This window comes from Psychrobacter sp. I-STPA10 (assembly GCF_021012795.1).
Taxonomy (GTDB): domain Bacteria; phylum Pseudomonadota; class Gammaproteobacteria; order Pseudomonadales; family Moraxellaceae; genus Psychrobacter.
Window position 1 is genome coordinate 43,051 of record NZ_VFYU01000010.1, and the last position, 22,904, is coordinate 65,954.

Sequence of the window (22,904 nt, forward strand, 5' to 3'; positions counted from 1 at the left end):
TTATTCCTTAACTGCGGGCAATTCATCAATATGCCAACGTGGCACACAACTAACCGCCAAATCATCACACTGCCCTGCCTGCAAACGCTGATAGCCTGCAAATGCAATCATTGCCCCATTATCAGTACACAGCTCAAGCGGTGCATAGTGTACTGTGGCATTTATTTTTGCCAGTTCTTGCTCAAGCATCGAGCGCAAATGAATATTGGCACTCACCCCACCTGCTATCACTAACTGATTCATCTGTACTTGTTTTAGCGCTTTGACACATTTTTTTACCAATGTATCCACCACCGCATGCTGAAAACTGGCAGCAATATCGGCGCGTATTTTGGGGTCATCGTCACTGCCTTTGGTGTCTTTAATCAGATTATGCACTGCTGTTTTCATGCCACTAAATGAAAAATCCAAGCCTTTATGCAGCATCGGACGTGGCAAATCATACGCATTAGGGTTACCATCTAAAGCAAGTTTTGCCACATTTGGACCACCAGGGTAAGGCAAATTGAGCATCTTAGCGGCTTTATCAAAACATTCTCCTGCCGCATCATCAATACTCTCACCCAGTATCTCATACTGCCCAACCCCACGAGCCGCTACCAATAGCGTATGACCACCTGATACCAATAAGGAGACAAAGGGAAATTTAGGCGGATTATCACCAATCAATGGTGACAATAGATGCCCTTCCATATGATGAATGCCAATGGCTGGCACATCTAAAGCATACGCCAGTGTGCGACCAAATAATGCCCCCGTCATCAACGCTCCAATCAGCCCCGGTCCCTTGGTATAGGCGATGGCATCAATTTGTTGCTTACTAATATGACACTGCTCTAGTAGCTCATTGATTAACGGCACAAGTTTGCGAATATGGTCACGACTGGCAAGCTCAGGCACAACACCACCATAGGTGGCATGTAGCTCAATTTGCGAATACAACACCTGCCCAAGCAAACCATGACTGTCATCTGCCATACGCTCACTATCAAAGATTGCCAATCCTGTTTCATCACAGGAAGTCTCTAACCCTAATACTTTCACAATGCCCCTTATTTTTGCATTTATTCTAATAGAAAAGAAAAACCGCCATAACCTCATGGCTATGACGGTAGTTTAACAAATTTTATCATGGTTATTGATACATTGACCTGTAATAAACCATCATCATTCGTTTAAATAATTAGCTTGAATGTTCAACCATATAATCTACCGCAGCATGCACTTGGGCAACAGACACATCACCTGTTGCTTGCGCTGGCATTTTCTTAAAGCCTTTGGCAGAATGGATATATAAAGTATCTTTACCTTGCTCAATACGAGGTGCCCATGCCGCTTTATCACCAAATTTAGGTGCACCAAGTAGACCACCTTCATGACACTGTTTACAGTGGCTTTCATATAACTCTTTACCTGCACCTGCTGCTAACTCAGGCTCAGGGGCAGTAGCTGCATCTTGGGGTGTATCTGCTGTATCACTACTAGCCGCACTGTCGCCTTCAGTGGTATCAGCCGCTGTTGCTTTAGCGTCGCTAGCATCTGCTTGCTCTGTTGCCACTTCAGGTGTTGGTGTTGGTGCTTCTACCACTTCTGTACTGGCAGGCGCAGGCTCATTACTACTGGCAGGCGCAGTTTGGGTTGCAGCATCTTTATCACCACAGGCAGATAAACCAAGACTTGCTACAAAAAACAACACCATACCTGTGTATTTCGCCAGTTGTAGCGTCGGGTTGAGCAATGCCATTGTAGGTGTTGCCTGCTGTAGTACATGAGCACTAGCAGCAGAAGATAAAGAGTGACGAGATAAACTATGTTTCATGACATTGGCTTCCTATGCAGGTTAAAATACAACGCTGGTGGCTCTTGTCTTTATATTATTACTTAACTATTACTTAATTAGCACTTTCTGTGGTGTTATCAGTAGCAGTAGCAGAACTTGGTGCAGGCTCACCAAGCGCAGCAGCCTCTTCGATGGCATCTGCTTTTTCTAGCTCTGTCTCTGAGCTATCAGCATCTTGGGTAGCAGCCTCGTCGGTTGTGGCATCAGTCGCAGTGGCTTCACCCGCATCTTCTGTCACTTCAGCAGTTGGCAACTCAACGATTTCAGCTTCTGGTGCATTTGCTAATGCCAGCTCTTGTGCCTCTTGCACTTTATCCACTGCGGGTACTTCATGATGCTCTTCTTTGCTACAGGCACTTAACACCATGCTGCTACCCATAATAAATGCTGCAACAACGGCTATTTTTTTGACATTTGTGCTAGATTTGGTAAATACACTCATAATAATATCCCTAAAAAAATTGTTGGATTCGATACTTTTATTTTATCATAACTTTTTGCTACTAAGTCGAGTATTTCTATTAGTAGCATATTACTCAGCACCGCATACCATTTATTAGTTTTGACTTCTGTTTTTATCTGCTGTATAATATCCGCCCTTAATCTATAATTTTCACTATTACAACTTAATTATCAAGTTCTTATCAAGATAAAGTTTAGTGGTGCAATTTAGCTGCTAGTCAATTTTCTTTAAGCTAGTAGTAGATAGATAATAGTTATGATTATATTTTTCCTAGTTTGAGCTGATGCTTTAAATCATGAGACCTTAAAGCTAATACTAACGATACAGCCAAACTAATGTTACCCATGTCTCATTCAACAAAAGGAGTCTTCATGCCTTCAGTTAAGGTTAAAGAAAACGAACCAGTTGACATCGCAATCCGCCGTTTTAAGCGTGCTTGTGAAAAAGCTGGTGTATTGTCTGACGTTCGTAAACGTGAGTTTTATGAAAAACCAACTCAAGAGCGTAAGCGCAAAAAAGCGGCTGCCGTTAAGCGTTATAAGAAAAAACTACAACGTGAGTCTATCCGTACGACTCGCAAATATTAATATTTGCTTAGTCACACACATAGTAACGGACATTGATCGTTCTCTTTAAAACTGTCCTTTTTATATATTAAAGTATTTACTATATTATTTAGTATACAAATTAGTCTATAAAACGGCACAGTGAAGACCACGAATCAACATAAAAATGCCACTTTTATCTTTGGATTCAAGTGGCATTTTTTATGCTACAATTTTTATTGATTATTATGAGTATCATAATCGATACTCAGGTTTGCCATTGTTTGATTATTTAACAATGATGATTAATAAGATTAAATAATTTATTGATAACCATCAATCAAAGCAAGCACACCAAAAAATACACAACCTCAAGGATATAAATTATGAGTGCCATTAAAGAGAATATCACCGAAACAGTCAAAACTGCCATGAAAGCTCGTGAGCTAGAAAAAGTCAAAGTCTTACGTAATGTACAATCCGTTATTAAACAAATCGAAATTGACCGTCAAACTCAGCTCGATGATGCAGGCGTATTAGACATACTACAAAAGCAAATCAAACAACGTCAAGAGTCACTCAAAGTATTTACTGACAATGGACGCGATGATTTGGCACAAAAAGAGCAGTTTGAGCTTGATATTATTAATGAGTTTATGCCACAGCAAATGAGTGATGAAGAACTTGCTACATTGGTAAATACTGAAGTTGCCGAGCAAGGTGCAAGCTCAATGAAGGATATGGGCAGTGTTATGGCTGCTTTAAAAGAAAAAACGGCTGGTCGTGCTGACCCTGCTGTGATATCTCAGCTTGTTAAAAAAGCTTTAATGGGCTAGTGGGCGAATCATCATCAAAACTTACTCCCATAATATCGCTTATAACTTAGTCCCATTTAGTCCCATAAAGTTTTTTATTCATACTTGATGGATTATGGCTTATAGTCTTTGGCAGCTTTTAACGCTGCCATTTCACTATTAATAGTAGCAAGCAAAGGTTGAACATTGCTTGTATTGGTCTTAGTCTGCCCCACTTTTTCTACGGCATTTTGCTGTTCTATCAGGGCTTCAGCCAAATGCTTTGCTTGCTGCAAAGACACTTGTGCTGCCTCAAAATTAGCTCGCCAACGCTCAGACTGACTGCGATAACGCAGCGCATTAATGGTTGCTATCTGTGCCAATTGATTATGAGCTGATTTATCCGCTTGCTTTGCCAATTGCTCATTTGCCATCTGCATACGTGCTAAGGCAGACAAATCATGCGGCTGACGTATAAGCAAAGGTTTCACTATTGCTTGCACTTGCTGTGCTTTACCATTATGTAACCACACATCTGCCAAATACAAACGTAAATCTCGCCGCTCAGGATATAACGCCTGCTGTACTTGCAATAACCGCTCGGCTTGTTGCCATTGCCCCTGATAACCCGCTACCTGAGCCTGTGTAATTGCAAACAGTGGTTGTATTGCTTGCCGCTCGCTAGCAGGTAACTGTGCTATCTGCTCAAACAAAGCTTGTGCTTCAGCATAGCGTCCATGCTGCCCATACCAATCCGCCAATGCCATCTTTGCACCCACACTTTGTTTGGCTGCACTGGTTAATGCAACCTCACTGGTTTGCTGTGCTGCTAATCGCATACGCCACTGTAACAAGTCAAAACGATGTTGATGACGCTGAGCTTGGCTCAATGGCATGGGTGGATAGCTATTAGCCCTCGTCTGTGCTTCACTTAAACGCTCTGAGCTAAGTGGGTGACTCATCACAAAGCTGGGTAAATAGCTTTTTTTGGTGGAGTTAAGCTGATTTTGCTGATTGAGTGTAGCAAAAAATCGTGGCATCGCTCTAGGATCATAGCCTGTTTGTGCCAATATCTGCATGCCTACCCGATCTGCCTCACGCTCATTGTCCCGACTAAATGCCATACGACTGTCCATTGCTGCCGTCTGGCTGCCCATCATGATTGCTGCCGCTGCATCACCATCGGCTGTAGAAGCTGCGATAGCAGCCAGCAAACCACCAACTTGTATCCACAATGCTTTTTTATTGGCTTCTTGGCTATGCTCATAATGACGCTGACTTAAGTGAGCAACCTCATGTGCCAACACACTGGCAACCTCATCTAAACTATTAGCTGCCAATACGGTTCCAACATTGAGACCAATCACACCACCAGGAATCGCAAATGCATTAATTGAGGGATCATTAATAATCACAAATGCCAAAGGTGCTTGGCTGCGGGCTTGTGCATTGATATCCCACACCACATTGCTCAGCTCTTCTTGTACCCATGCGTCATCAAGTAACGGAAGATGAGCATTGAGCTGTTGTAGCGACCATTGTCCTAAAGCAAGATGCTGGTATTGATCAACAAAACGGTCACCATCACTAAGCTCAGGTAGGTTTAGTGTAGCAGCAGATGCGCTATTTTGATGACTGCCTACATTTGAATAACTTGGTATGCTTAGAACAATAGAATCAGAGTAATTAGAATCCAATGGAGCAAAAATGCTGCCATCAGCACGATTCACCACATATCTATTACCATGTGAAAACCGCGATGTGTTGGAAGTATAACCCATCTGCCCAAAGCTATTATTAGCAACACTGACACCCGTAGCATCTATATCATCTAAGTTAGAGTGCCTGTCCTCACTCTTAGCATTTGGGTTAAGCTTTGTGGCATTGGCATCTTTAACTTGATATTGATCTGTTAATTTACGGTTATTTTCTGTTTGTCTAATTTTAATAGACTTATCAACACCATAAGAGCTATAAGATAGATTACTTGTGGCAGATAACGACTCTGCATAAGCTATAGAAGAACAAACAGCTAAAGATATGACACCCATTCTTGCAAAATAGCCAACTGTTTTTACAAAATGGCTTTGTTCACCTGTTTGTATGGTTGATATTGTATCATTGTCAATATATGACTGTGCTAACGTGGTTAAATAATTAGGTTTCAATCTATTTCCTTGCTATCTCCTTGCCTCATAGCCTATATTTATAGAGTGCTTAGAGTAATTTAGAGTAATGATGCCATCATTGATTCAAGATAATTTTGTCTATATTTTTATCGCGGTTGATAACCCTGATAACTGTTATAATAACGCCTATGCTTTGTTAAATCTTATCTGTGGTGTTAACTTTTATGACTCAAATCAATTTCTCCTATCCTGAAGCTGCCAAACCATGGTTAGACGTACTACCCACTGAAGTCATCACCAGTCTACCTACTACTAGCAATATCGCTCAGTTTATTGATGGACAGAATTTATCTTGTCCCATGCCATTACTTAAAACCAAAGTTGCGCTGCGTACTTTGGCTGATGGTGACATGCTTTATGTCATCGCCACTGATCCCAACTCACAAGCAGACATTACCGCTTTTTGTCATCAATCACAACTAAGCTTACAGCAAGCAAGTACAGACAGTCATGGACTCAATGTATATCATTTTTTCATTACCAAAGCTTAATGACAGATATTTTTAGTGTGGATTTAAAGGAGTACTGAAATGCTGCTTTTTCCCAAGGCTCATTTATCGGTTTTATGCTACCTCATACCCCAAAAATACCTATTAATCCATACCGTACTTTGATTTAGCTTTTATAATGGTATTTATTGATAAAATCTGTTTGTTAAAATATATTTAAATTCAGTATATTACATAAACTGATAACAACCGTTACTAAAACCGTTAGCAACTCACATAAGCTATCCTTTACAATAGATAATAACAACTGTTTTGTAAGATGCTCACATAACATCTTTCATCTACTGTCAATTATTGGATTCATCACCAATATGACAATAACTATAAACTATCCACATTTTAATTTAGCAACTATTAACTGATAACGCATTCATAAATTGGCAATCAATGCTGATTTCATAACATTGACTCCTCAGCATTCATTTTAATAAAGGTTAACAAAATGGCAACTTCTACCCCCTCTGCTTCGCGCTCAAAAGCTGCCTCATCAAGCAAAAAGTCGAAGTCAAAAACAACAAAAAAACAAGCAACTACAAAACAAGACACTCAAGCTCAAAAAAAAGGGAATCTCATAGATGATGCAGCTGATGTCACTGATGCCCAAATTGAAGACATAGTTGATGAAAATCTAGATGATGAAGATCTAGATAATGAAGATCTAGATGTCTTAGATAATGAAGACCTAGACTTAGATGATATAGAATTTTCTGAGCAACAAACTTTGGCACAACAACAGCAAGATGAGCCAACAGAATATGTCAGCCCAATGCCAAATACCAGTACCCGTGACTTAGTGCCAGCGATGCCGGTCAATTTGACTGCACCGGGTGTCAACTTAGGTGCTTATATCAATAGTGTGCATCAAATACCTATCTTGACCACAGAGCAAGAACAAGAACTTGCGCATCGCTATTATGATGATGGTGATATTGAAGCAGCTCGGCTATTGGTGATGTCACATTTGCGCTTTGTTATTCACATTGCCCGTAGCTATTCTGGCTATGGTCTACCCCAAGCGGATCTCATTCAAGAAGGCAATCTTGGTCTGATGAAAGCAGTCAAACGCTTTGATCCCAATAAAGGCGTACGTTTGGTATCCTTTGCTGTACACTGGATTAAAGCAGAAATTCATGAATTTGTGATTCGTAACTGGCGTATTGTCAAAGTGGCAACCACCAAAGCACATCGTAAATTATTTTTTAATTTACGTAGCCTCAAAAAAACCAACAATCAGCTTACCCTAGAAGAAGCAGATGCCATTGCCAAAGACTTAAACGTCTCTCGTAAACAAGTACTAGAAATGGAATCTCGTCTCACCTCATACGATGCGTCCTTTGAAGCGCAAACAAGTGATGATGACGAAGGACGTTATGCACCACAGTTATTTTTGGAAGATGACGTTGATCCTGCCGAGATGGTCGAAGAAGCAGACTGGGAAGAAAACAACTCTCAAGCACTGATGATAGCGATGGACACCTTAGATGAACGCTCAAGAGACATTGTCGAACAACGCTGGTTATCTGAGCAAAAATCTACCTTACATGAGTTGGCAGCCGTCTATAATATCTCTGCTGAGCGAGTACGACAAATCGAAAAAAATGCCATGGATAAAATTCGTGAAGCCATGACCATTGATAGCGTCATCATGCCAGATTAAAGCGACTTTATTTTAACCCGCTTATCTTTTGTATAGTATGATGAGAGGGTGTTAAAGAGGATTTTTTATGAATTGGTTAGCTGTTGCGGCTGTCAATATGGCAGCCGCTGTCGGACTTGGTGCGTTTGGTGCACATGCCATTAAGGCTCGGGCAAGCATTGAACAACTTGGCTGGTGGCAAACTGGCACTCAATATTTCTTTTATCATGCACTTGGCTTACTATTTATCGCTATCTTAATCCGCCTTGGCTATAGCACCCAAACTCCTGCATGGCTCATTCAAGCAGGTATCATCATATTTTGTGGCAGCTTATATTTAATGGCACTAGGCGCACCACGCTGGTTTGGAGCGATTACACCCATTGGTGGTACGCTGATGATCATTGGCTGGCTATGGCTGGCTTATATTGCTATTCGTCAGAGTAGTTAACTCACCAACCATTTATTTACTTAACCTAAAAATACATAAAATAATATAGGACACACAACATGGCACAAGTCACCATTAATGGTAAAACCATGCAAACGACCCATCAAACGGTACAACTGTTGCTCAATGAACTCGGCTTAAGTCAAGGACGTTATGCTGTAGAAGTGAATAAAGAGCTGGTGCCTAAGTCTAATCTAGGACAGCTACGTATTAAAGATGGCATGATCATCGAAGTTGTCAATGCCGTTGGTGGTGGCTAAAAACAAAAACCCTGATTGATTACAATCAGGGTTTTTTTTAGTGTCAGTTTTAATGTTAGCGTCATTTATTATAAATATTACCAAACTTTAAGCGACTTCATCTTCACTATCATTATCACTGACCATAGAGTTAATGATATCTCGCTTAGAAGCACGATTCATCTTATCTTGGCGAGTTTTATATTTACGCACTTGTCGATCCAGTTTTTCTGCCATCTCGTTAATGGCTCGATACATATCATCATCACAAGCTTGTACAAACATCTCTTGTCCCGCCACACGTAACAAAGCTTCAGCTTTGTGACTTTTTTGTCCTGCATGTTTACTCGGGTTATGGTGATTATCTAAAGATAAAAGCACTTTAATACTTTGTATCTGGTCAAGATGACGTTCTACTTTTGCAAGTTTATCCATCACAGTTTGCTGCATCGCGTCAGTAATGCTGATATGGTGACCACTAATAGAAATGTTCATACACTGTTTTCCTTATTCTTCTGTGACATTCAAAATGTCAAGATCGACAGTTAACTAAGAGAAACGCTTGTTTGTTATGATACCGCTAATATATCTGTTCTCTTAGAGCATCTCATTCATACTTAGCAATCATTACTTATTTATTTTTTCCTTTATGAATATAAGAGGATTTATGAATATAAGAGGATTGATTGAGAAGTCTCAATAAAATATGAATGAGCCTTTAATTTGTCATGAAACTGCAAAAGAATCAAGTATTAATTATGTAACAAAACCTTTTTTTTACATATTAATTTTATATAATCGTCAAATTTTATTTTTAAATCCCTGATATTTATTGTCTTTTCAATTATCTTGTAAACTAGCACCCTTAGATTAATCCAATGCCCTAATGCTAAAATTTCTGTTTGCGCTGAGTGGAAGAACCAATATTCATGGCTTCACGATATTTGGCAACGGTACGTCGAGCAATATCAATTCCATCTTGTTGTAACTGTTTTTGAATGGCGCTATCGGATAAAGGCTTTTTAGGATTTTCAGCGGCAATCATCTGTTTGATCATCTCACTAATTGCGGTAGAGGACACTTCTCCATCATCACTACCAACATGTGAAGAAAAAAAGTACTTTAGTGAAAATAAACCTTGAGGGGTTAAGATATTTTTACTGGTGGTTAAGCGAGACACGGTAGACTCATGTAAGTCCACTTCTTCTGCCACGTCTTTTAAGATTAAAGGCTGCATTGCCATTGCCCCATGTTGCAAAAACGCCTGCTGACGTTTCACAATACAAGTGGCAACTTTAAGTAGGTTTTGATTACGCTCTTCAATACTACGGATAAATAAACGTGCGTCGGTGAGGTTGTCACGCAAATAGACATTATCAGGGCTATCATCTCCACGTTTGATAAGATTGGCATAAGTTTGATTGACTCGTAGCTTAGGCAAAGTATCAGGATTCAACCTTACTTGCCAGCTACTTAGCTGCCCTGTCATCTCATCCATAATCGCATTAACCAGCACATCAGGTACATCATAGCTTTCGGGTTCATTACCATAGGTAGGTTGCGCACTGGTAAAAGCCAGACCAGGTGCAGGATTTAACGTGCGAATCAATGCTAAAATATCGCCAACTTCATCTATTTTAACCCCCGTTTGTTGTACCAATGCTTTGATATTATTACTGACTAAGTATTCATGTACTCTTAATAACTCAATAGCAACATCACGATAAGGGGTACTGTCTGGCAGTTTACGTAGCTGTATTTGTAGACATTCTGCAAGGTCTCGAGCCCCCACCCCCAAAGGTTCACAAGACTGGATAATATGCAGCACCATCTCGATCTGATCGAGGTCAACTTTATCTTCCCATTGATAAAAACTTGCCATAGTATTGAGTGTCTGCTCAAGCTCCGTTAATTCCAGTCGTATAAATCCTGACTCGTCCATGGACTCAACCAAATAATCGGCAATCAACATGTCAATTTCAGATAAATGTTTAAAATTTAATTGCCAACGCACATGGTCTTGTAAATTGACACTGGTTGCACCGTGATAATCATCCATATCTTGTACATCAGGGCTTGCCAGTGCCGTTGGACCGTGTGTATAGACATCGTCCCAATCACTGTCAACTTCTAGTTCACCAATACTGTCTTGAGTTATCTTATCCACACTGTCGGCAACATGCTCACCAATCGCTGCGTCATCATGATTACCATCACCTGAAAAATCAGTGACTGCCTCCGACTCTGCCAAATCGTCTAGATGCTCAGCATCATCAAGCACATCTTCTTCAATACGCTCTAATAATGGGTTATTATCTAGTTTGATTTGCACCTCTTGCGCCAGCTCAAGGCTAGATAGTTGCAACAGTTTAATGGCTTGCTGCATTTGTGGTGTTAGCTTTTGAGAGGTGCTTAAATTGGTCGATAAACCGAAAGAGATACTCATAGTTAAGAGAACACTTGTAAAATAAGATTAGAGTAACAAACTTTTTGCATATTTTAAATATCCTCTAAATAGCAGCATAAAAGCTGCAAGTAAATAAATAATATTGTTTATTTTATTATTCAACTAATGTATACATTCTTACTTATATTTTTAGCAAACACAAACCATCAGAGAGTCCGTTTATGCATCCAACTCATTTACCTATTATTGCCTGTGTACAGTTAAACAGTCAATCAAATATAGATACTAATTTGCACCACATACAACAAGCCATCGCAACTGCCAAACAACAAGGGGCTGATGTGGTGGTACTGCCCGAAAATGCATTATGTATGGGCAATCAGTTTGCCTTAGCAGAACAATTTGAGCATCGAGCACAGCAATTAGCAAACTTAGCCAGCCAATATCAGCTACACCTACTCGCTGGTACACTGCCTTGTCCGTATCGCCCTGATGGCAGCAGCATTGCTGATGGTCGTCTGCGTCAGTCTAGTTTATTATTTGCACCCGATGGTAAACAGATTGCCCGCTATGACAAGATTCACCTATTTTGTGCCACTGTTGATGACACACATGGCAGCTATAATGAGGCAAAAACCTTTGAGGCGGGTGAGACAACTGTGGTTGCTCGCTGTGAGATAAAGCAGCAAGTCGTTAATATTGGCTTGATGGTCTGCTTTGATTTACGCTTTGCTGCCCTTGCGCAACAGCTTAGACATGCAGGAGCACAGATACTCACTGCCCCTGCGGCTTTCACTTACAAAACGGGTGAAGCTCATTGGCGCACGCTGCTACAAGCTCGTGCATTAGATGCACAATGTATGGTCATTGGTGCAGCTCAAGGGGGCAGGCATATCTATCCAAACAAGAATGGCTTGGAGGACTCAAAGAATAAATATCGTGATACTTGGGGACATGCCAGCATTGCCAATGCCAATGGTGAGATAATCGCTTGTTATGATGACAGTCAGCTCAATGGCAATGAACAAGATAGCTATGCGTTGATATATGCAAGCTTTGACAACGATATACAGCAGCAATGGCGAAAGAATATGCCTTTGTTTAATAGTCACCGTTTAGCATAACCATCTACCTAATCATCACTAAATGCTAAACTTATGTGTTCGTCTGTTGTTCATCTGTGTCCGTCACTGTTTGTACTGCCCTTGGGTGTGCCTTATCATAAACTTGCGTTAATTTGGCAAAATCCACATGGGTATATATCTGTGTGGTACTGATATCACTGTGTCCAAGCAACTCTTGCACTGCCCGCAAATCACCGCTACCAGAGAGCATGTGCGAGGCAAAACAGTGACGTAATAAATGCGGATATAAATTTTGGGCAATACCTGCCCGAGCCGCCGCTATTTTCAGTCGCTGCTGTACAGCTCGAGTAGATAGACGTGTGCCCAACTTTTCACTAATAAATAATGCTTTATCAGCTTGTTCTTCCCATAGATCACGATGTGGCAAATAAGCTAATATTGCAGTAACCGCTTTGCGACCCACAGGCACAATGCGTGTTTTATTGCCTTTACCAGTCACACGCACTTGCGCTTGACTTTGATCTGCTGATAGTTGTAAATCTGTCACATTCAAAGCCGTCAATTCACCAACTCGTAACCCACTGCTATACAGTAGCTCAAACATCGCTTTATCACGTACCCATAGACGTGCTTGCTCAGGGGTGTCTGGCATTGGCTGATCTAATAATTGCGATAATAAATCAACATCAGCAATGGTAGGTAGCGGGCGTGGATCTCTTTTTAGCTGAAATCCTGTGGTCGGATTACTGCGTGCCAAGTCCTCTTCTACCAACCATGTATAAAAATGACGAATCGCTGATAACTCTAACTGCACACTGGCTGTTGCTAATGCATCTGTCTCAAGACGCTTAGCAATATACTGCCCTAGTTTGCGCCTATCACAACGCGTCCATGTCAGCTTTTGTACCAACAAAAAATCTGTCAAGTTATCAACAGCTGCAAAATATGCCTGCAACGTATGCCGTGATAAACGTCGGGCAGACAATACAGTGAGCCATTGATGCACGGGTAACATCAATTGTTGATAGGATTGATGCTGCGACTGTGGCAAATCAACAAGCTTTGCTGTCAACAACGCTTCTACAGATAAGGCTGTTGCTGTGTTTGTTTGGGTCGCAACATTGATACTGTCTTTTGTTGTATGCTTGTTGCTATCTTTGCTATTGCTGCTGATTGGTTTAAACGTCATCACTGCCACTTGCTGGCGCAATACCTGCTTGTGCCATCAGCCCATCGGGACTAAACACACCCTCATAAACAAACGCTGTTGGGCCTGTCATCATCAATGAATAACCAGGCTGCCAACGTACCAAAAGACTGCCACCATACAACTGCACTCGTATGTCTTCACCTTCATCAAGCCAGCCTTCACGAATACCCACTGCAACAGCAGCACATGCTCCTGTACCACAGGCTTGAGTTTCACCCACACCACGCTCATAAACACGCAAACGAACATGACGCTGATTCATCACTTGCATAAAGCCGACATTGACTCGATCAGGAAAAGCTTGATGCGACTCAATGGCAGATCCCAGTTTTTCTACCTCAGCTTCCAATATATCGTCCACTTGAATCACCGCATGTGGATTACCCATATTCGCCACATATAGTTGCACTGGTGTGCCTTCTACATTGAGATGGTAGGCATTTTGAATTTTGGTAATGGCTTTGGGGGTAAATGGAATGTCATCAGGCTCAAAGCTAGGCTTGCCCATATCCACTTGCACCCAACCATAACGATCCGTTGATAGTGTTAAAATACCACCAGCAGTCTCTACCCGTAAACGCTGCTTAAAGGATAGCTTGCGAGCTTGTACAAAACGCGCAAAACAGCGTGCACCATTGCCACATTGCTCCACCTCTGTGCCATCGGTATTAAAAATACGATAACGAAAATCGACATCAGGACGCATCGGTGGCTCGACCACCAACAATTGATCAAAACCAATGCCTAAATGACGATCACCGAGTAATTGCACCAAGTCTGGAGTCAAATCTAAACGCTGGGTAACTAAATCAATGACCATAAAATCATTACCCAATCCGTGCATTTTTGTAAATTCTATTAACATAATGAGGTATCCTACGCTGCTATTTTATGAATAATGAATACTGCTATATTATACTATTGATACTATATAACTTATCTTAACACGCTCATTGTGACAATGATAATATATCCCTGATATCCATAAAATTGTAGCCTAAAACTCAGCCTGACACCAAATACTGAACAATAATCTATTCATAAATTTTGTATCACTGCGCCTAACTCAATAGAAAACTAAATACTGCAAATAACAAAAAGCTCATACACAATAAGTATATGAGCTTTTTTTATCTAACATAAACAATATAAATACGCATTAAAATCAAATAGTTAAAATACTACTCAGTTTAATTTGTAGCTGATATTTAATGCAAGCTAAGTAGTGACTTCTCATTATCAAGCAGTTGCTCTACCGTCTCACGCACTCGTATTAGTTTATGAGTATCCTCACTGACCATCACCTCAGCGGCTCTTGGACGTGTATTATAATTACTACTCATCACAAATCCATACGCGCCTGCCCCTGTAATTGCCAATATATCGCCTTCTATCAGTGACAAGTGCCGCTGTTTTGCCAAAAAGTCGCCCGTTTCACACACAGCACCCACAATATCCCAATATTTTGCTTTTGCATTGTCCGGCAATACTGTGGGCAATACCGCCATTTGCGCTTGATACAAGGCAGGGCGAATCAAATCATTCATTGCTGCATCAACGACAGCAAAGTTTTTATGCTCGGAGGGCTTGAGTACATCAACTTTGGTCAATAAAACTCCCGCATTTGCCACAATACTACGACCTGGCTCTAAAAACACCTTGAGTTTCAGTGCTTGTAGCTTAGGCAATAAAGCGGCTGCAAAGTCAGCAATTTTTACTGGTGTCTCATCAATATAACGCACACCCAAACCACCACCCAAATCAATGTGCTGTAAAGAAATTCCTATCTGTTGTAGCGCATCAATCAGTTCAATCACTTTATCCAATGCGGCTATAAATGGCTCAACCTTAGTCAACTGTGAACCAATATGACAATCAATACCAACTATCTGAATGTGAGTATATTCGGCTGCTTGTTGATAAACCGCCACTGCATCTTCGTGTGCTATGCCAAATTTATTATTGCGTAGACCGGTTGATATATATGGGTGCGTACCTGCATCAACATTAGGATTGACTCGCACTGATATATGTGCCACCTTATCAAGCTGCTTTGCTACTTGCTGAATACGTTCAATCTCAGTCACCGACTCTACATTAAAACAGCCAATACCTGCTTCTAGAGCTGCTTTAATATCTGCTTGGGTTTTACCAACACCAGAGTATACCACTTTACTGGCATCACCACCTGCCGCCAACACTCGCTGCAATTCACCCACAGAGACAATATCAAAACTTGCACCCGCTTGTACTAAAATCTGTAACACCGATAAGTTAGAATTTGCTTTCACTGAATAGCAAATTTGGTGGTCAATGGCAGCAAAGCTATCATCATAATCCTGATAAGCACCTAAAATGGCTTGTTTGGAGTAAACATACAATGGCGTGCCATAGGTTTGCACTAAACTATCCACATCGACATCTTCGATGCACAAAATATCTTGTTGATAACTCAGTGTTGATAAATTGGCAACAAAGGCTTGTGGCTGAATTTGTATTCCTTCATCGCTACTAATAACAGAAGTTGAGTTCGTTGAGTTCATAGTTGTATTCCATCTCTAGCAAAATTAGCCAGAATTCATTGTGATTGATGTTAGATTCGTCTTCAGTTTATAGAATCCTATAAAATTTTATAAACTTGCGTCATTATTATTTAATAGTCCTGAGCATCGTCTACTAAATTGTCATTATTTACTTCAATAGGATTTGTCTCAGTGGACATTTGGGGTAATGCCTGTGCTGTATTTTGATTATCATTAGTATCAGGTAGATACAAATCACCTTTCTGCCCACATCCTGTCAATGCTGTCACAGCTAACACAATAATACTAAGTGATGTTATTGATATAAAAGTGGTTTTTATAAAATTAGCTTTGCTAAAAAATGTTTTAGTAAAATGAATAAAAGACATGGATATTTGAGATACTGACACTTGCATATCTAAGGTTTGAGTTACTAAAGATTGTGGCTGATGATATTTTCTCATGATAATATAACCTTGATATATTTGGTGAATATGAATATTCACCACACACAATGACTAACAATTTGCAGGATATACTATGCCCGTTACCATTAGCAACCCCACATTGGTCTTAAATTGTGGTTCTTCTTCTATTAAATACGCTTTAATCAGTGCAGATAATCAAGTTCGTATCACTGGACTGGCAGAAAACTTAGGTCTAGATACTGCTCATATCAAACATAAAGGACTAGATGGCAATAAACAAGAGATTAACATCGCTGGTGGTAGCCACAAATTAGCGCTACAAAAAATCCTCGCCTTACTAGAGCAATATCAGCCCATTGCAGTCGGGCATCGAGTGGTACATGGTGGACGAGAATTTTCAGAAGCAGTCAAAGTAACCCCACACGTTTTAGAAGAAGTCAAACGCCTAAAGATAATAGCACCGCTACACAACCCTGCCAATGCTTTGGGTATCGAGGCTGTCAATGCCATTTATCCTGACTTACCACAAGTGGTGGTCTTTGATACAGCATTTCACCAAACCATGCCCGCAAAAGCTTACCGCTACGCGATACCAAAAGCCTTATATGATGAAGAAAGAATCCGTCGTTATGGCTTTCATGGCACCTCACATGCTTATATCTCTAGCCGAGCAGACACACTAAGCACGGCTGAAGGCAAGCATGGCTGGCTAACAGCACATCTGGGCAATGGCTGCTCTGCTGCGGCGATTTATGATGGCAAGAGTTTAGACACCAGTATGGGCATCACACCACTTGAAGGGCTGATGATGGGCACCCGTAGTGGTGACGTTGACCCAGGTCTACATATCCATCTTAAACGCACTTTGGGTATGAGCTTAGAAGAAATTGATACCATGCTCAATAAACAAAGTGGACTATTAGGGGTATCAGGACTGTCCAATGACATGCGTACTGTTGAGCAAGCTGCCAATGAAGGCAATGAAGATGCTAAGTTAGCATTAGAGATGTTCTGCTATCGTGCGGGTAAATATCTAGCTTCTTTAAGCTGTGCCCTGCCAAAGCTTACGGGTATTATCTTCTCAGGTGGCATCGGTGAAAACTCTGCTGTCATTCGTGACAACATTTTACAAGTGATGCGTCATTTTGATATTCGTGTTGATACAGCAAAAAATAATGAGCTATATGCTGGCAATGAGGGCAGTTTCCACCACCCTGACAGTAAGCTTGAACTGTGGGTAATTCCTACCGATGAAGAATATCGCATCGCTCAAGAAACCCGAGAAGCTCTGGGGTTATAAACATGGTATTTGGGCAAATTAACCATGTAACTAATCATAAGTAATTAACCATAAGTAACTCACAACCATAAACTCACAATGATGAACTCATAACGACCTTAATAACTAAAAACTGATAACTAAATATTAGGAAACGTCATGCAAACCATATTACTTGTTCCAACCAATCGTGGTATTGGCTTAACCTCTGCGGCACTTGGGCTAATTCGGGCACTGGACTACACAGGTATCAAAGCAGGCTTTATCAAGCCATTTTCACAAGACGACAGTCTGGATAAACAACACAGTTTAGACAGCTCAAATGACTTAGCACGACATGCCTTTGGGCTCAATCCACCACCATCTATTGCTCGTCACCGAGTAGAGCGTATGATTGGTGAGGGTAATTTAGATGACTTAATGGAAGAGGTGGTGTCAAACTTAAACACCATTGACGATGACTGTGATGTGGTCATCTGTGAAGGACTTGTCCCCACCACCGAAGCAAGCTATGCCACTCATGTTAACCATGCCTTAGCCAATGCGTTAGATGCCAAAGTTATTTTGGTCAGTAATGCTGATATTGATAATCCTGAACAACTTGCTGACAAACTCGATATGTACTCTCGTGAATATGGCGGACTTGCCAGCCCCCGTACACTAGGTTGTATATTAATGCGGGTACACAATATCCCCAATACCTTCGATACTCAGCCTGTCGCTCCAGGTGAAGCAAAATTCACTATGGACGCTGACTTTTTACAAGCCATGAAAACACATTCTCCTGCCTTTGGTACAGAAAATTTTCACCTCATTGGGGTCGTACCTTTTAGTAACACCTTATCCGTACCACGGACATGGGATATCGCACAAGAGCTCAATGCAAAATGGCTCAGTGAAGGCGATGCCAAAAAACGCCGTGTCCTTAAAACCAGCCTCACTGCACGTACTGTCTCTCGTGTTGGCAGTATATTTAGCCGTGGTACATTAATCATTACTCCAGGTGACCGTGATGACTTGCTGCTAGCCACTGCCCTTGCAGCCATGAATGGCATTCCAATGGCGGGTATCGTCTTAACAGGTGGCATCATACCCAATGACACTGTCATCGACCTGTGCCGCCCTGCCCTAAAAACTGGCATGCCCGTAATGAGTGTCAAAACAGACAGCTTTGAGACCGTACAAAATCTTGCCAACATCAGCAACGAAATTCCCAGTGATGATACTGAACGTGCTGCCGATGTTACTCGCTTTGTGGCGGCGCATCTGGACTTAGATTGGCTCAAAAACTATTTTGAACGCCGTTATCAACCACGTCTGTCACCTTCTGCTTTCCGTCATCAAGTGGTGAAAAAAGCGCAGCAAAGCAATATGCGTATTGTCCTACCCGAAGGTTCAGAGCCCCGCACCGTAGAAGCGGCTGCCATCTGTCAAAGCCGTGGCATTGCTCAGTGTGTGTTACTTGCCAAACCAGAAGACGTACAACAAGTGGCAAAAAATCGCGATATTATCTTACCTGATGACATAGAAATCATTGACCCAGATAACATCAATCAAGAAAAATATATCCATGCCATGATTGAACGTCGTAAAGGCAAGCTCACCGAGCCAATGGCAGCAGAACAGCTCAAAGACACTGTGGTACTTGGTACAATCATGCTGCATTTGGGCGAAGTTGATGGATTGGTATCGGGTGCGGTTCATACCACTGCCAATACCGTACGCCCTGCATTCCAATTTATCAAAACTGCCCCTGACTACTCACTGGTCTCATCAATATTCTTTATGCTACTGCCTGAGCAAGTGGTCGTCTATGGTGACTGTGCCATCAATCCTGACCCCAATGCCGAAGAGCTTGCTGAAATTGCTATCCAGTCTGCCGCTTCTGCCAAAGCCTTTGGCATCGACCCCAAAGTGGCAATGATTAGCTACTCGACAGGTACTTCAGGCTCAGGTGCAGATGTCGAAAAAGTCAAACAAGCCACCCAAATCGTACGTGAGCGTGCACCTCACTTAGTGGTTGATGGACCTTTACAATATGATGCCGCCTTTGTCAGCAGTGTGGGCAAACAAAAAGCACCCGACTCGCCTGTTGCAGGGCAAGCCAATGTGTTTATCTTCCCTGACCTCAATACAGGGAATACCACTTATAAAGCAGTACAACGTAGTGCCAATGTGGTCAGTGTCGGTCCGATGCTGCAAGGATTGAACAAACCTGTCAATGATTTGTCTCGGGGTGCATTGGTTGATGATATTATCTATACCATTGCCTTGACTGCTATCCAAGCCAGTAGCCCTGATGTTTAGGATTATTTAAACGAATCGTGATATTAGTCTACGATAAACGAAAATCAGCAGTTTAACAGTGTTTTGTTAAACTACTGATTGCTAACTGTGTTGATAGTAAGAACCTGTATTCATAATCCAAAATCAGGGGAATTTTAAACTAAAATTGCGTAATACAAGGCAAATTTTGGGGCGAATAGTCACTCTATTTAACCCAAAATTTAACGCTGTAGTATGTCTATATTTAGGCAAAAAGCCACCATTATGGGTTGTGAATACAGGTTCTAATACTCTATTATATTAACCTATCTGCCATCACAAGCCATATCCTCATTATAGTGAATAAATCCAAATCGCAAACTGACAATCAAAGTAAGCAAATCAACGCCGTTCGTCTTTTTTTAGGCGGCTCTTTTGACCCTGTACACCATGGTCATATAACGCTGCTATATCATGTCGCTACCCAACTTAGGACGACATATCCACTTGACATACCTGTATATGCCTCCTTTTTACCTGCGGCACGTTCACCATTAAAAGACACCAGCTTAGCACCTAAGCATCGCCTTAATATGCTCAAGCTTGCCATCGCAGCGCATCAAAATACGCTGAGAAATACTGAGGATACTAACAGCCTAACAACCTTATCTTCCATACCTATTACGCCTAGTATTTGCGAATTAGAACTGTGGCAAACACCGCCTACTTATACCATTGATACCTTACAAACACTCAGGGCGCACTACCCCAACGACAGTATTATATTTATTATGGGTGCAGATAATGTTGCCAGTCTACCCAAGTGGCGGTGTGGATTATTACTAACCACACAGGCACATCTATGGATATGTCCACGCAATGATTGGCAAGATATCGCTGCCATCTCTGCTGTTTTACCCACCCCACTACACACACAAATCACCACTAATACCCATGACTTGAAAACTACACCAAGCGGACGCATTTATATAGATAGCACTGCCATGATGGCGGTCTCTAGTAGCCAAATACGACAGCAACTACAGCAGCATCAAAATAGTGATGACCCATTAGCTACCATCGAAATTGCCCGCGATGTCTATGACTATATACGCCAACATCACCTTTATGTCTAAGCCCCTATAAAATGTGAATGATGTTGTATAGGTACAAATACTGTTATAATTTGCGTAATTTTAGATTAATAGCATCTTTTTTTACTATTTAACGTTTTTGACATTTACGACTTATAGCAAACTATCCCAACATACTATCTAACTAACTGTTTTAACCTGACAAAATTTATTCACATTTTATTAAAGCGAGTACTTATTTTATGACCCAAAAAGCAACCGAAGCAACACAACCAATGACCATCGAACGATTAAATGACTGCTTAGCATTGGTACAAGAAGCCTTAGAAGATGTCAAAGCCAAAAACATCACGGTGATGGACGTGGCTGAACTCACAGACATCATGGACTATATTGTTATTGCTGATGCCACCTCAAAACGCCATGTCAGCGCGCTTGCCGACCATGTTGGTGCAGTAGCAAAAAAAGAAGGCTTTATGCCGCTTGGACGTGAAGGTGAAAAAGACAGCGACTGGACATTAATTGATTTAGGCGGTGTTGTGGTACATGTAATGACCCCTCAAGCACGTGAGTTTTATGACTTAGAAGGTCTTTGGTCATCACCAGAAGCCCTGGCAGCCCTATCTGCCGAATCTCGTGGCACAAACTAATCAGCCAATCTATTTTTGACAGTAGACTATTTTTAACAGTGTTGATTAACTCATTACCAAGCACAAAAGACGCTTTTTTAGCGTCTTTTTTTCAGCAGCTATTTTCTAATCTCTAATTCTTTTGCTAAAGTAATCGCATTTTGATGTGAACCCAAGAATGAATCCATCAATAAAAACACCTGCAAGTATGATAATAAATAGGCTAAATGAGTGTTGATAAAGATAGATGATGGTCTTCTAAAAAGTATGCTACCCCCTCCCGTTGGGAGGGGGCTAGGGGGAGGGCTAAAGCTATGGTAATTTATTAAAAATATCCGCAGCATACTTTTTGAAACATCACCAGATAGGTTATTTAGGACTTACGCAGTTTCATAGATTATTAGCGTCTGGTAATCATTTACTCGCTGGCTGTACGTAGTTGCAGAGGCTTCGTAAATAATTCCCAGCCGCTTGATTAAGACAAATATCGTACGTTTGCGTAAGTCCTATTATTTCAAAAAATTGGTATCAATCAAAGAAATTAAGGGTAAGGAGCAGCAAATATGGCAAATCTTTGGCTCGATTTAGGCAATACTCGCCTAAAATATTGGCTCACCGATGATATTGCCCAAGTCATCGCTCATGATGCCAAACAACACCTACATGCACCTGCTGAGCTGCTGATGGGACTGACCGACCGCTTTGCTCAGCTTGACCCAAGTTTTATCGGTATCTCTTCTGTACTCGGTGAGCAAATTAATACCCAAGTAGCAGAATCACTCAGTAGTTTGTCTATCCCATTTGAATTTGTCCACGTTAATGCGACTCACCCACTGATGACAAGTGATTATGAACCCAGTCAATTAGGCGTTGACCGCTGGTTACAGCTACTCGGTGCAGTCGATGCCAACAAACGCCAATGTGTGATTGGTTGTGGCACAGCCGTAACCATTGATTTGGTTGACCATGCTCATCATTTAGGCGGATATATCTTTCCCAGTATTTATCTGCAACGTGAAGCATTGTTTTCGGGTACAAAACAAATCAGTATCTCTAATGGTACCTTTGATAGTATTGCCCAAGGCATCAGTACCGCGGATGCTGTCCATCGTGGTATCCTGCTTTCTATTGTTGGCGCAGTCAATGAAGTACATCAACGTCACCCAAACTATGAAATTATCATGACAGGCGGTGATGCAGCCTTACTGGCACAGCATATTGCACAGCCAATACATATTCGAGACAATTTACTATTAAATGGTTTAATACGTTTTTTTAATGAGAGCCTATAAACCTATAAAATAACTGCCAATTAATTT

At 41.2% G+C, this 22,904-nt stretch carries 22 protein-coding genes; 12 read left to right on the forward strand and 10 right to left on the reverse strand.

From position 1 onward, the window contains the following. From tsaD to FHK89_RS04410, 3 genes are all read right to left on the reverse strand, one after another. Positions 1 to 1,044: a tRNA (adenosine(37)-N6)-threonylcarbamoyltransferase complex transferase subunit TsaD gene (tsaD, locus tag FHK89_RS04400; protein ID WP_230657168.1), complete on the reverse strand. Its 1,044-nt coding sequence runs from the start codon at positions 1,042 to 1,044 to the stop codon at positions 1 to 3. Between the two features lie 139 nt (positions 1,045 to 1,183). After that, complete coding sequence (locus FHK89_RS04405; RefSeq protein ID WP_230657170.1) at positions 1,184 to 1,819, reverse strand: c-type cytochrome; 636 nt, start codon at positions 1,817 to 1,819, stop codon at positions 1,184 to 1,186. 73 nt (positions 1,820 to 1,892) lie between these two features. Further along, positions 1,893 to 2,282 carry a hypothetical protein gene (locus FHK89_RS04410; protein WP_230657172.1) on the reverse strand — a complete coding sequence of 130 codons (390 nt, stop codon included), beginning with the start codon at positions 2,280 to 2,282 and terminating at the stop codon, positions 1,893 to 1,895. A gap of 392 nt (positions 2,283 to 2,674) precedes the next feature. Between FHK89_RS04410 and rpsU the strand changes: the two genes are divergently transcribed. Together rpsU and FHK89_RS04420 are read left to right on the forward strand one after the other, a co-directional pair. Further along, complete coding sequence (gene rpsU, locus FHK89_RS04415) at positions 2,675 to 2,890, forward strand: 30S ribosomal protein S21 (RefSeq protein WP_227429275.1); 216 nt, start codon at positions 2,675 to 2,677, stop codon at positions 2,888 to 2,890. Positions 2,891 to 3,234: 344 nt separating this feature from the next. Then, entirely contained in the window at positions 3,235 to 3,684 is a 450-nt protein-coding gene (locus FHK89_RS04420) for a GatB/YqeY domain-containing protein (RefSeq protein WP_230657174.1), read from the forward strand. Between the two features lie 92 nt (positions 3,685 to 3,776). On the opposite strand, the gene FHK89_RS04425 is transcribed toward FHK89_RS04420, so the two are convergent. Then, positions 3,777 to 5,810: a M48 family metalloprotease gene (locus FHK89_RS04425; protein ID WP_230657177.1), complete on the reverse strand. Its 2,034-nt coding sequence runs from the start codon at positions 5,808 to 5,810 to the stop codon at positions 3,777 to 3,779. A 185-nt stretch (positions 5,811 to 5,995) separates the two neighbouring features. Here FHK89_RS04425 and FHK89_RS04430 point away from each other — a divergent pair, with 185 nt between their 5' ends. From FHK89_RS04430 to thiS, 4 genes are all read left to right on the forward strand, one after another. Next, the gene (locus FHK89_RS04430; protein ID WP_230657179.1) at positions 5,996 to 6,322 is read left to right on the forward strand and encodes a sulfurtransferase TusA family protein; all 327 of its coding nucleotides are present in this window, start codon (positions 5,996 to 5,998) and stop codon (positions 6,320 to 6,322) included. A gap of 460 nt (positions 6,323 to 6,782) precedes the next feature. Beyond that, complete coding sequence (gene rpoH, locus FHK89_RS04435; RefSeq protein WP_230657181.1) at positions 6,783 to 7,997, forward strand: RNA polymerase sigma factor RpoH; 1,215 nt, start codon at positions 6,783 to 6,785, stop codon at positions 7,995 to 7,997. 67 nt (positions 7,998 to 8,064) lie between these two features. Continuing rightward, complete coding sequence (locus FHK89_RS04440) at positions 8,065 to 8,427, forward strand: DUF423 domain-containing protein (RefSeq protein WP_230657182.1); 363 nt, start codon at positions 8,065 to 8,067, stop codon at positions 8,425 to 8,427. 59 nt (positions 8,428 to 8,486) lie between these two features. Next, on the forward strand, positions 8,487 to 8,687 hold the full coding sequence (gene thiS, locus FHK89_RS04445; RefSeq protein ID WP_230657184.1) for a sulfur carrier protein ThiS: 201 nt from the start codon (positions 8,487 to 8,489) through the stop codon (positions 8,685 to 8,687). An 87-nt stretch (positions 8,688 to 8,774) separates the two neighbouring features. Here the strand turns inward: thiS and hpf are convergent, their stop codons facing one another. After that, the gene (gene hpf / locus FHK89_RS04450) at positions 8,775 to 9,161 is read right to left on the reverse strand and encodes a ribosome hibernation-promoting factor, HPF/YfiA family (protein ID WP_230657187.1); all 387 of its coding nucleotides are present in this window, start codon (positions 9,159 to 9,161) and stop codon (positions 8,775 to 8,777) included. Positions 9,162 to 9,555: 394 nt separating this feature from the next. Next, positions 9,556 to 11,112 carry an RNA polymerase factor sigma-54 gene (locus tag FHK89_RS04455; RefSeq protein WP_230657189.1) on the reverse strand — a complete coding sequence of 519 codons (1,557 nt, stop codon included), beginning with the start codon at positions 11,110 to 11,112 and terminating at the stop codon, positions 9,556 to 9,558. A gap of 182 nt (positions 11,113 to 11,294) precedes the next feature. Between FHK89_RS04455 and FHK89_RS04460 the strand changes: the two genes are divergently transcribed. Next, the gene (locus FHK89_RS04460) at positions 11,295 to 12,197 is read left to right on the forward strand and encodes a nitrilase-related carbon-nitrogen hydrolase (RefSeq protein ID WP_230657190.1); all 903 of its coding nucleotides are present in this window, start codon (positions 11,295 to 11,297) and stop codon (positions 12,195 to 12,197) included. A 31-nt stretch (positions 12,198 to 12,228) separates the two neighbouring features. Here FHK89_RS04460 and FHK89_RS04465 read toward each other — a convergent pair whose 3' ends face one another. The 4 genes from FHK89_RS04465 to lptM all read right to left on the reverse strand — a co-directional run bounded on the left by FHK89_RS04465 (position 12,229) and on the right by lptM (position 16,354). Then, positions 12,229 to 13,173 (reverse strand): tyrosine recombinase XerC, encoded by a 945-nt coding sequence (locus tag FHK89_RS04465; protein ID WP_230657320.1) that lies wholly within the window; start codon positions 13,171 to 13,173, stop codon positions 12,229 to 12,231. Positions 13,174 to 13,336: 163 nt separating this feature from the next. Continuing rightward, positions 13,337 to 14,233 carry a diaminopimelate epimerase gene (dapF, locus tag FHK89_RS04470; protein WP_230657191.1) on the reverse strand — a complete coding sequence of 299 codons (897 nt, stop codon included), beginning with the start codon at positions 14,231 to 14,233 and terminating at the stop codon, positions 13,337 to 13,339. Between the two features lie 343 nt (positions 14,234 to 14,576). Next, the gene (gene lysA / locus FHK89_RS04475) at positions 14,577 to 15,911 is read right to left on the reverse strand and encodes a diaminopimelate decarboxylase (RefSeq protein ID WP_230657193.1); all 1,335 of its coding nucleotides are present in this window, start codon (positions 15,909 to 15,911) and stop codon (positions 14,577 to 14,579) included. A 110-nt stretch (positions 15,912 to 16,021) separates the two neighbouring features. After that, positions 16,022 to 16,354 (reverse strand): LPS translocon maturation chaperone LptM, encoded by a 333-nt coding sequence (lptM, locus tag FHK89_RS04480; protein ID WP_230657195.1) that lies wholly within the window; start codon positions 16,352 to 16,354, stop codon positions 16,022 to 16,024. 76 nt (positions 16,355 to 16,430) lie between these two features. Between lptM and FHK89_RS04485 the strand changes: the two genes are divergently transcribed. From FHK89_RS04485 to FHK89_RS04505, 5 genes are all read left to right on the forward strand, one after another. Then, entirely contained in the window at positions 16,431 to 17,618 is a 1,188-nt protein-coding gene (locus tag FHK89_RS04485; RefSeq protein WP_230657197.1) for an acetate/propionate family kinase, read from the forward strand. A 138-nt stretch (positions 17,619 to 17,756) separates the two neighbouring features. After that, positions 17,757 to 19,904, forward strand: a complete 2,148-nt coding sequence (pta, locus tag FHK89_RS04490) for a phosphate acetyltransferase (RefSeq protein WP_230657199.1) — start codon at positions 17,757 to 17,759, stop codon at positions 19,902 to 19,904. Positions 19,905 to 20,221: 317 nt separating this feature from the next. Next, on the forward strand, positions 20,222 to 20,998 hold the full coding sequence (locus FHK89_RS04495) for a nicotinate-nicotinamide nucleotide adenylyltransferase (RefSeq protein ID WP_230657201.1): 777 nt from the start codon (positions 20,222 to 20,224) through the stop codon (positions 20,996 to 20,998). A 233-nt stretch (positions 20,999 to 21,231) separates the two neighbouring features. Beyond that, on the forward strand, positions 21,232 to 21,606 hold the full coding sequence (gene rsfS / locus FHK89_RS04500; protein ID WP_230657324.1) for a ribosome silencing factor: 375 nt from the start codon (positions 21,232 to 21,234) through the stop codon (positions 21,604 to 21,606). 542 nt (positions 21,607 to 22,148) lie between these two features. Next, positions 22,149 to 22,877, forward strand: a complete 729-nt coding sequence (locus tag FHK89_RS04505) for a pantothenate kinase (RefSeq protein ID WP_230657203.1) — start codon at positions 22,149 to 22,151, stop codon at positions 22,875 to 22,877. The last annotated feature ends 27 nt before the right edge of the window (positions 22,878 to 22,904 follow it).

Bases quoted from the DNA above. Each gene is read 5' to 3' on its own strand.
- FHK89_RS04405 (WP_230657170.1), bottom strand. From the start codon at position 1,819: ATGAAACATAGTTTATCTCGTCACTCTTTATCTTCTGCTGCTAGTGCT.
- FHK89_RS04430 (WP_230657179.1), top strand. From the start codon at position 5,996: ATGACTCAAATCAATTTCTCCTATCCTGAAGCTGCCAAACCATGGTTA.
- lptM (WP_230657195.1), bottom strand. From the start codon at position 16,354: ATGAGAAAATATCATCAGCCACAATCTTTAGTAACTCAAACCTTAGAT.
- FHK89_RS04465 (WP_230657320.1), bottom strand. From the start codon at position 13,173: ATGTTACCCGTGCATCAATGGCTCACTGTATTGTCTGCCCGACGTTTA.
- rpoH (WP_230657181.1), top strand. From the start codon at position 6,783: ATGGCAACTTCTACCCCCTCTGCTTCGCGCTCAAAAGCTGCCTCATCA.
- thiS (WP_230657184.1), top strand. From the start codon at position 8,487: ATGGCACAAGTCACCATTAATGGTAAAACCATGCAAACGACCCATCAA.
- FHK89_RS04420 (WP_230657174.1), top strand. From the start codon at position 3,235: ATGAGTGCCATTAAAGAGAATATCACCGAAACAGTCAAAACTGCCATG.
- rpsU (WP_227429275.1), top strand. From the start codon at position 2,675: ATGCCTTCAGTTAAGGTTAAAGAAAACGAACCAGTTGACATCGCAATC.
- FHK89_RS04505 (WP_230657203.1), top strand. From the start codon at position 22,149: ATGGCAAATCTTTGGCTCGATTTAGGCAATACTCGCCTAAAATATTGG.
- FHK89_RS04410 (WP_230657172.1), bottom strand. From the start codon at position 2,282: ATGAGTGTATTTACCAAATCTAGCACAAATGTCAAAAAAATAGCCGTT.
- FHK89_RS04455 (WP_230657189.1), bottom strand. From the start codon at position 11,112: ATGAGTATCTCTTTCGGTTTATCGACCAATTTAAGCACCTCTCAAAAG.
- FHK89_RS04460 (WP_230657190.1), top strand. From the start codon at position 11,295: ATGCATCCAACTCATTTACCTATTATTGCCTGTGTACAGTTAAACAGT.
- pta (WP_230657199.1), top strand. From the start codon at position 17,757: ATGCAAACCATATTACTTGTTCCAACCAATCGTGGTATTGGCTTAACC.
- rsfS (WP_230657324.1), top strand. From the start codon at position 21,232: ATGACCATCGAACGATTAAATGACTGCTTAGCATTGGTACAAGAAGCC.
- dapF (WP_230657191.1), bottom strand. From the start codon at position 14,233: ATGTTAATAGAATTTACAAAAATGCACGGATTGGGTAATGATTTTATG.
- hpf (WP_230657187.1), bottom strand. From the start codon at position 9,161: ATGAACATTTCTATTAGTGGTCACCATATCAGCATTACTGACGCGATG.
- FHK89_RS04440 (WP_230657182.1), top strand. From the start codon at position 8,065: ATGAATTGGTTAGCTGTTGCGGCTGTCAATATGGCAGCCGCTGTCGGA.
- FHK89_RS04485 (WP_230657197.1), top strand. From the start codon at position 16,431: ATGCCCGTTACCATTAGCAACCCCACATTGGTCTTAAATTGTGGTTCT.
- lysA (WP_230657193.1), bottom strand. From the start codon at position 15,911: ATGAACTCAACGAACTCAACTTCTGTTATTAGTAGCGATGAAGGAATA.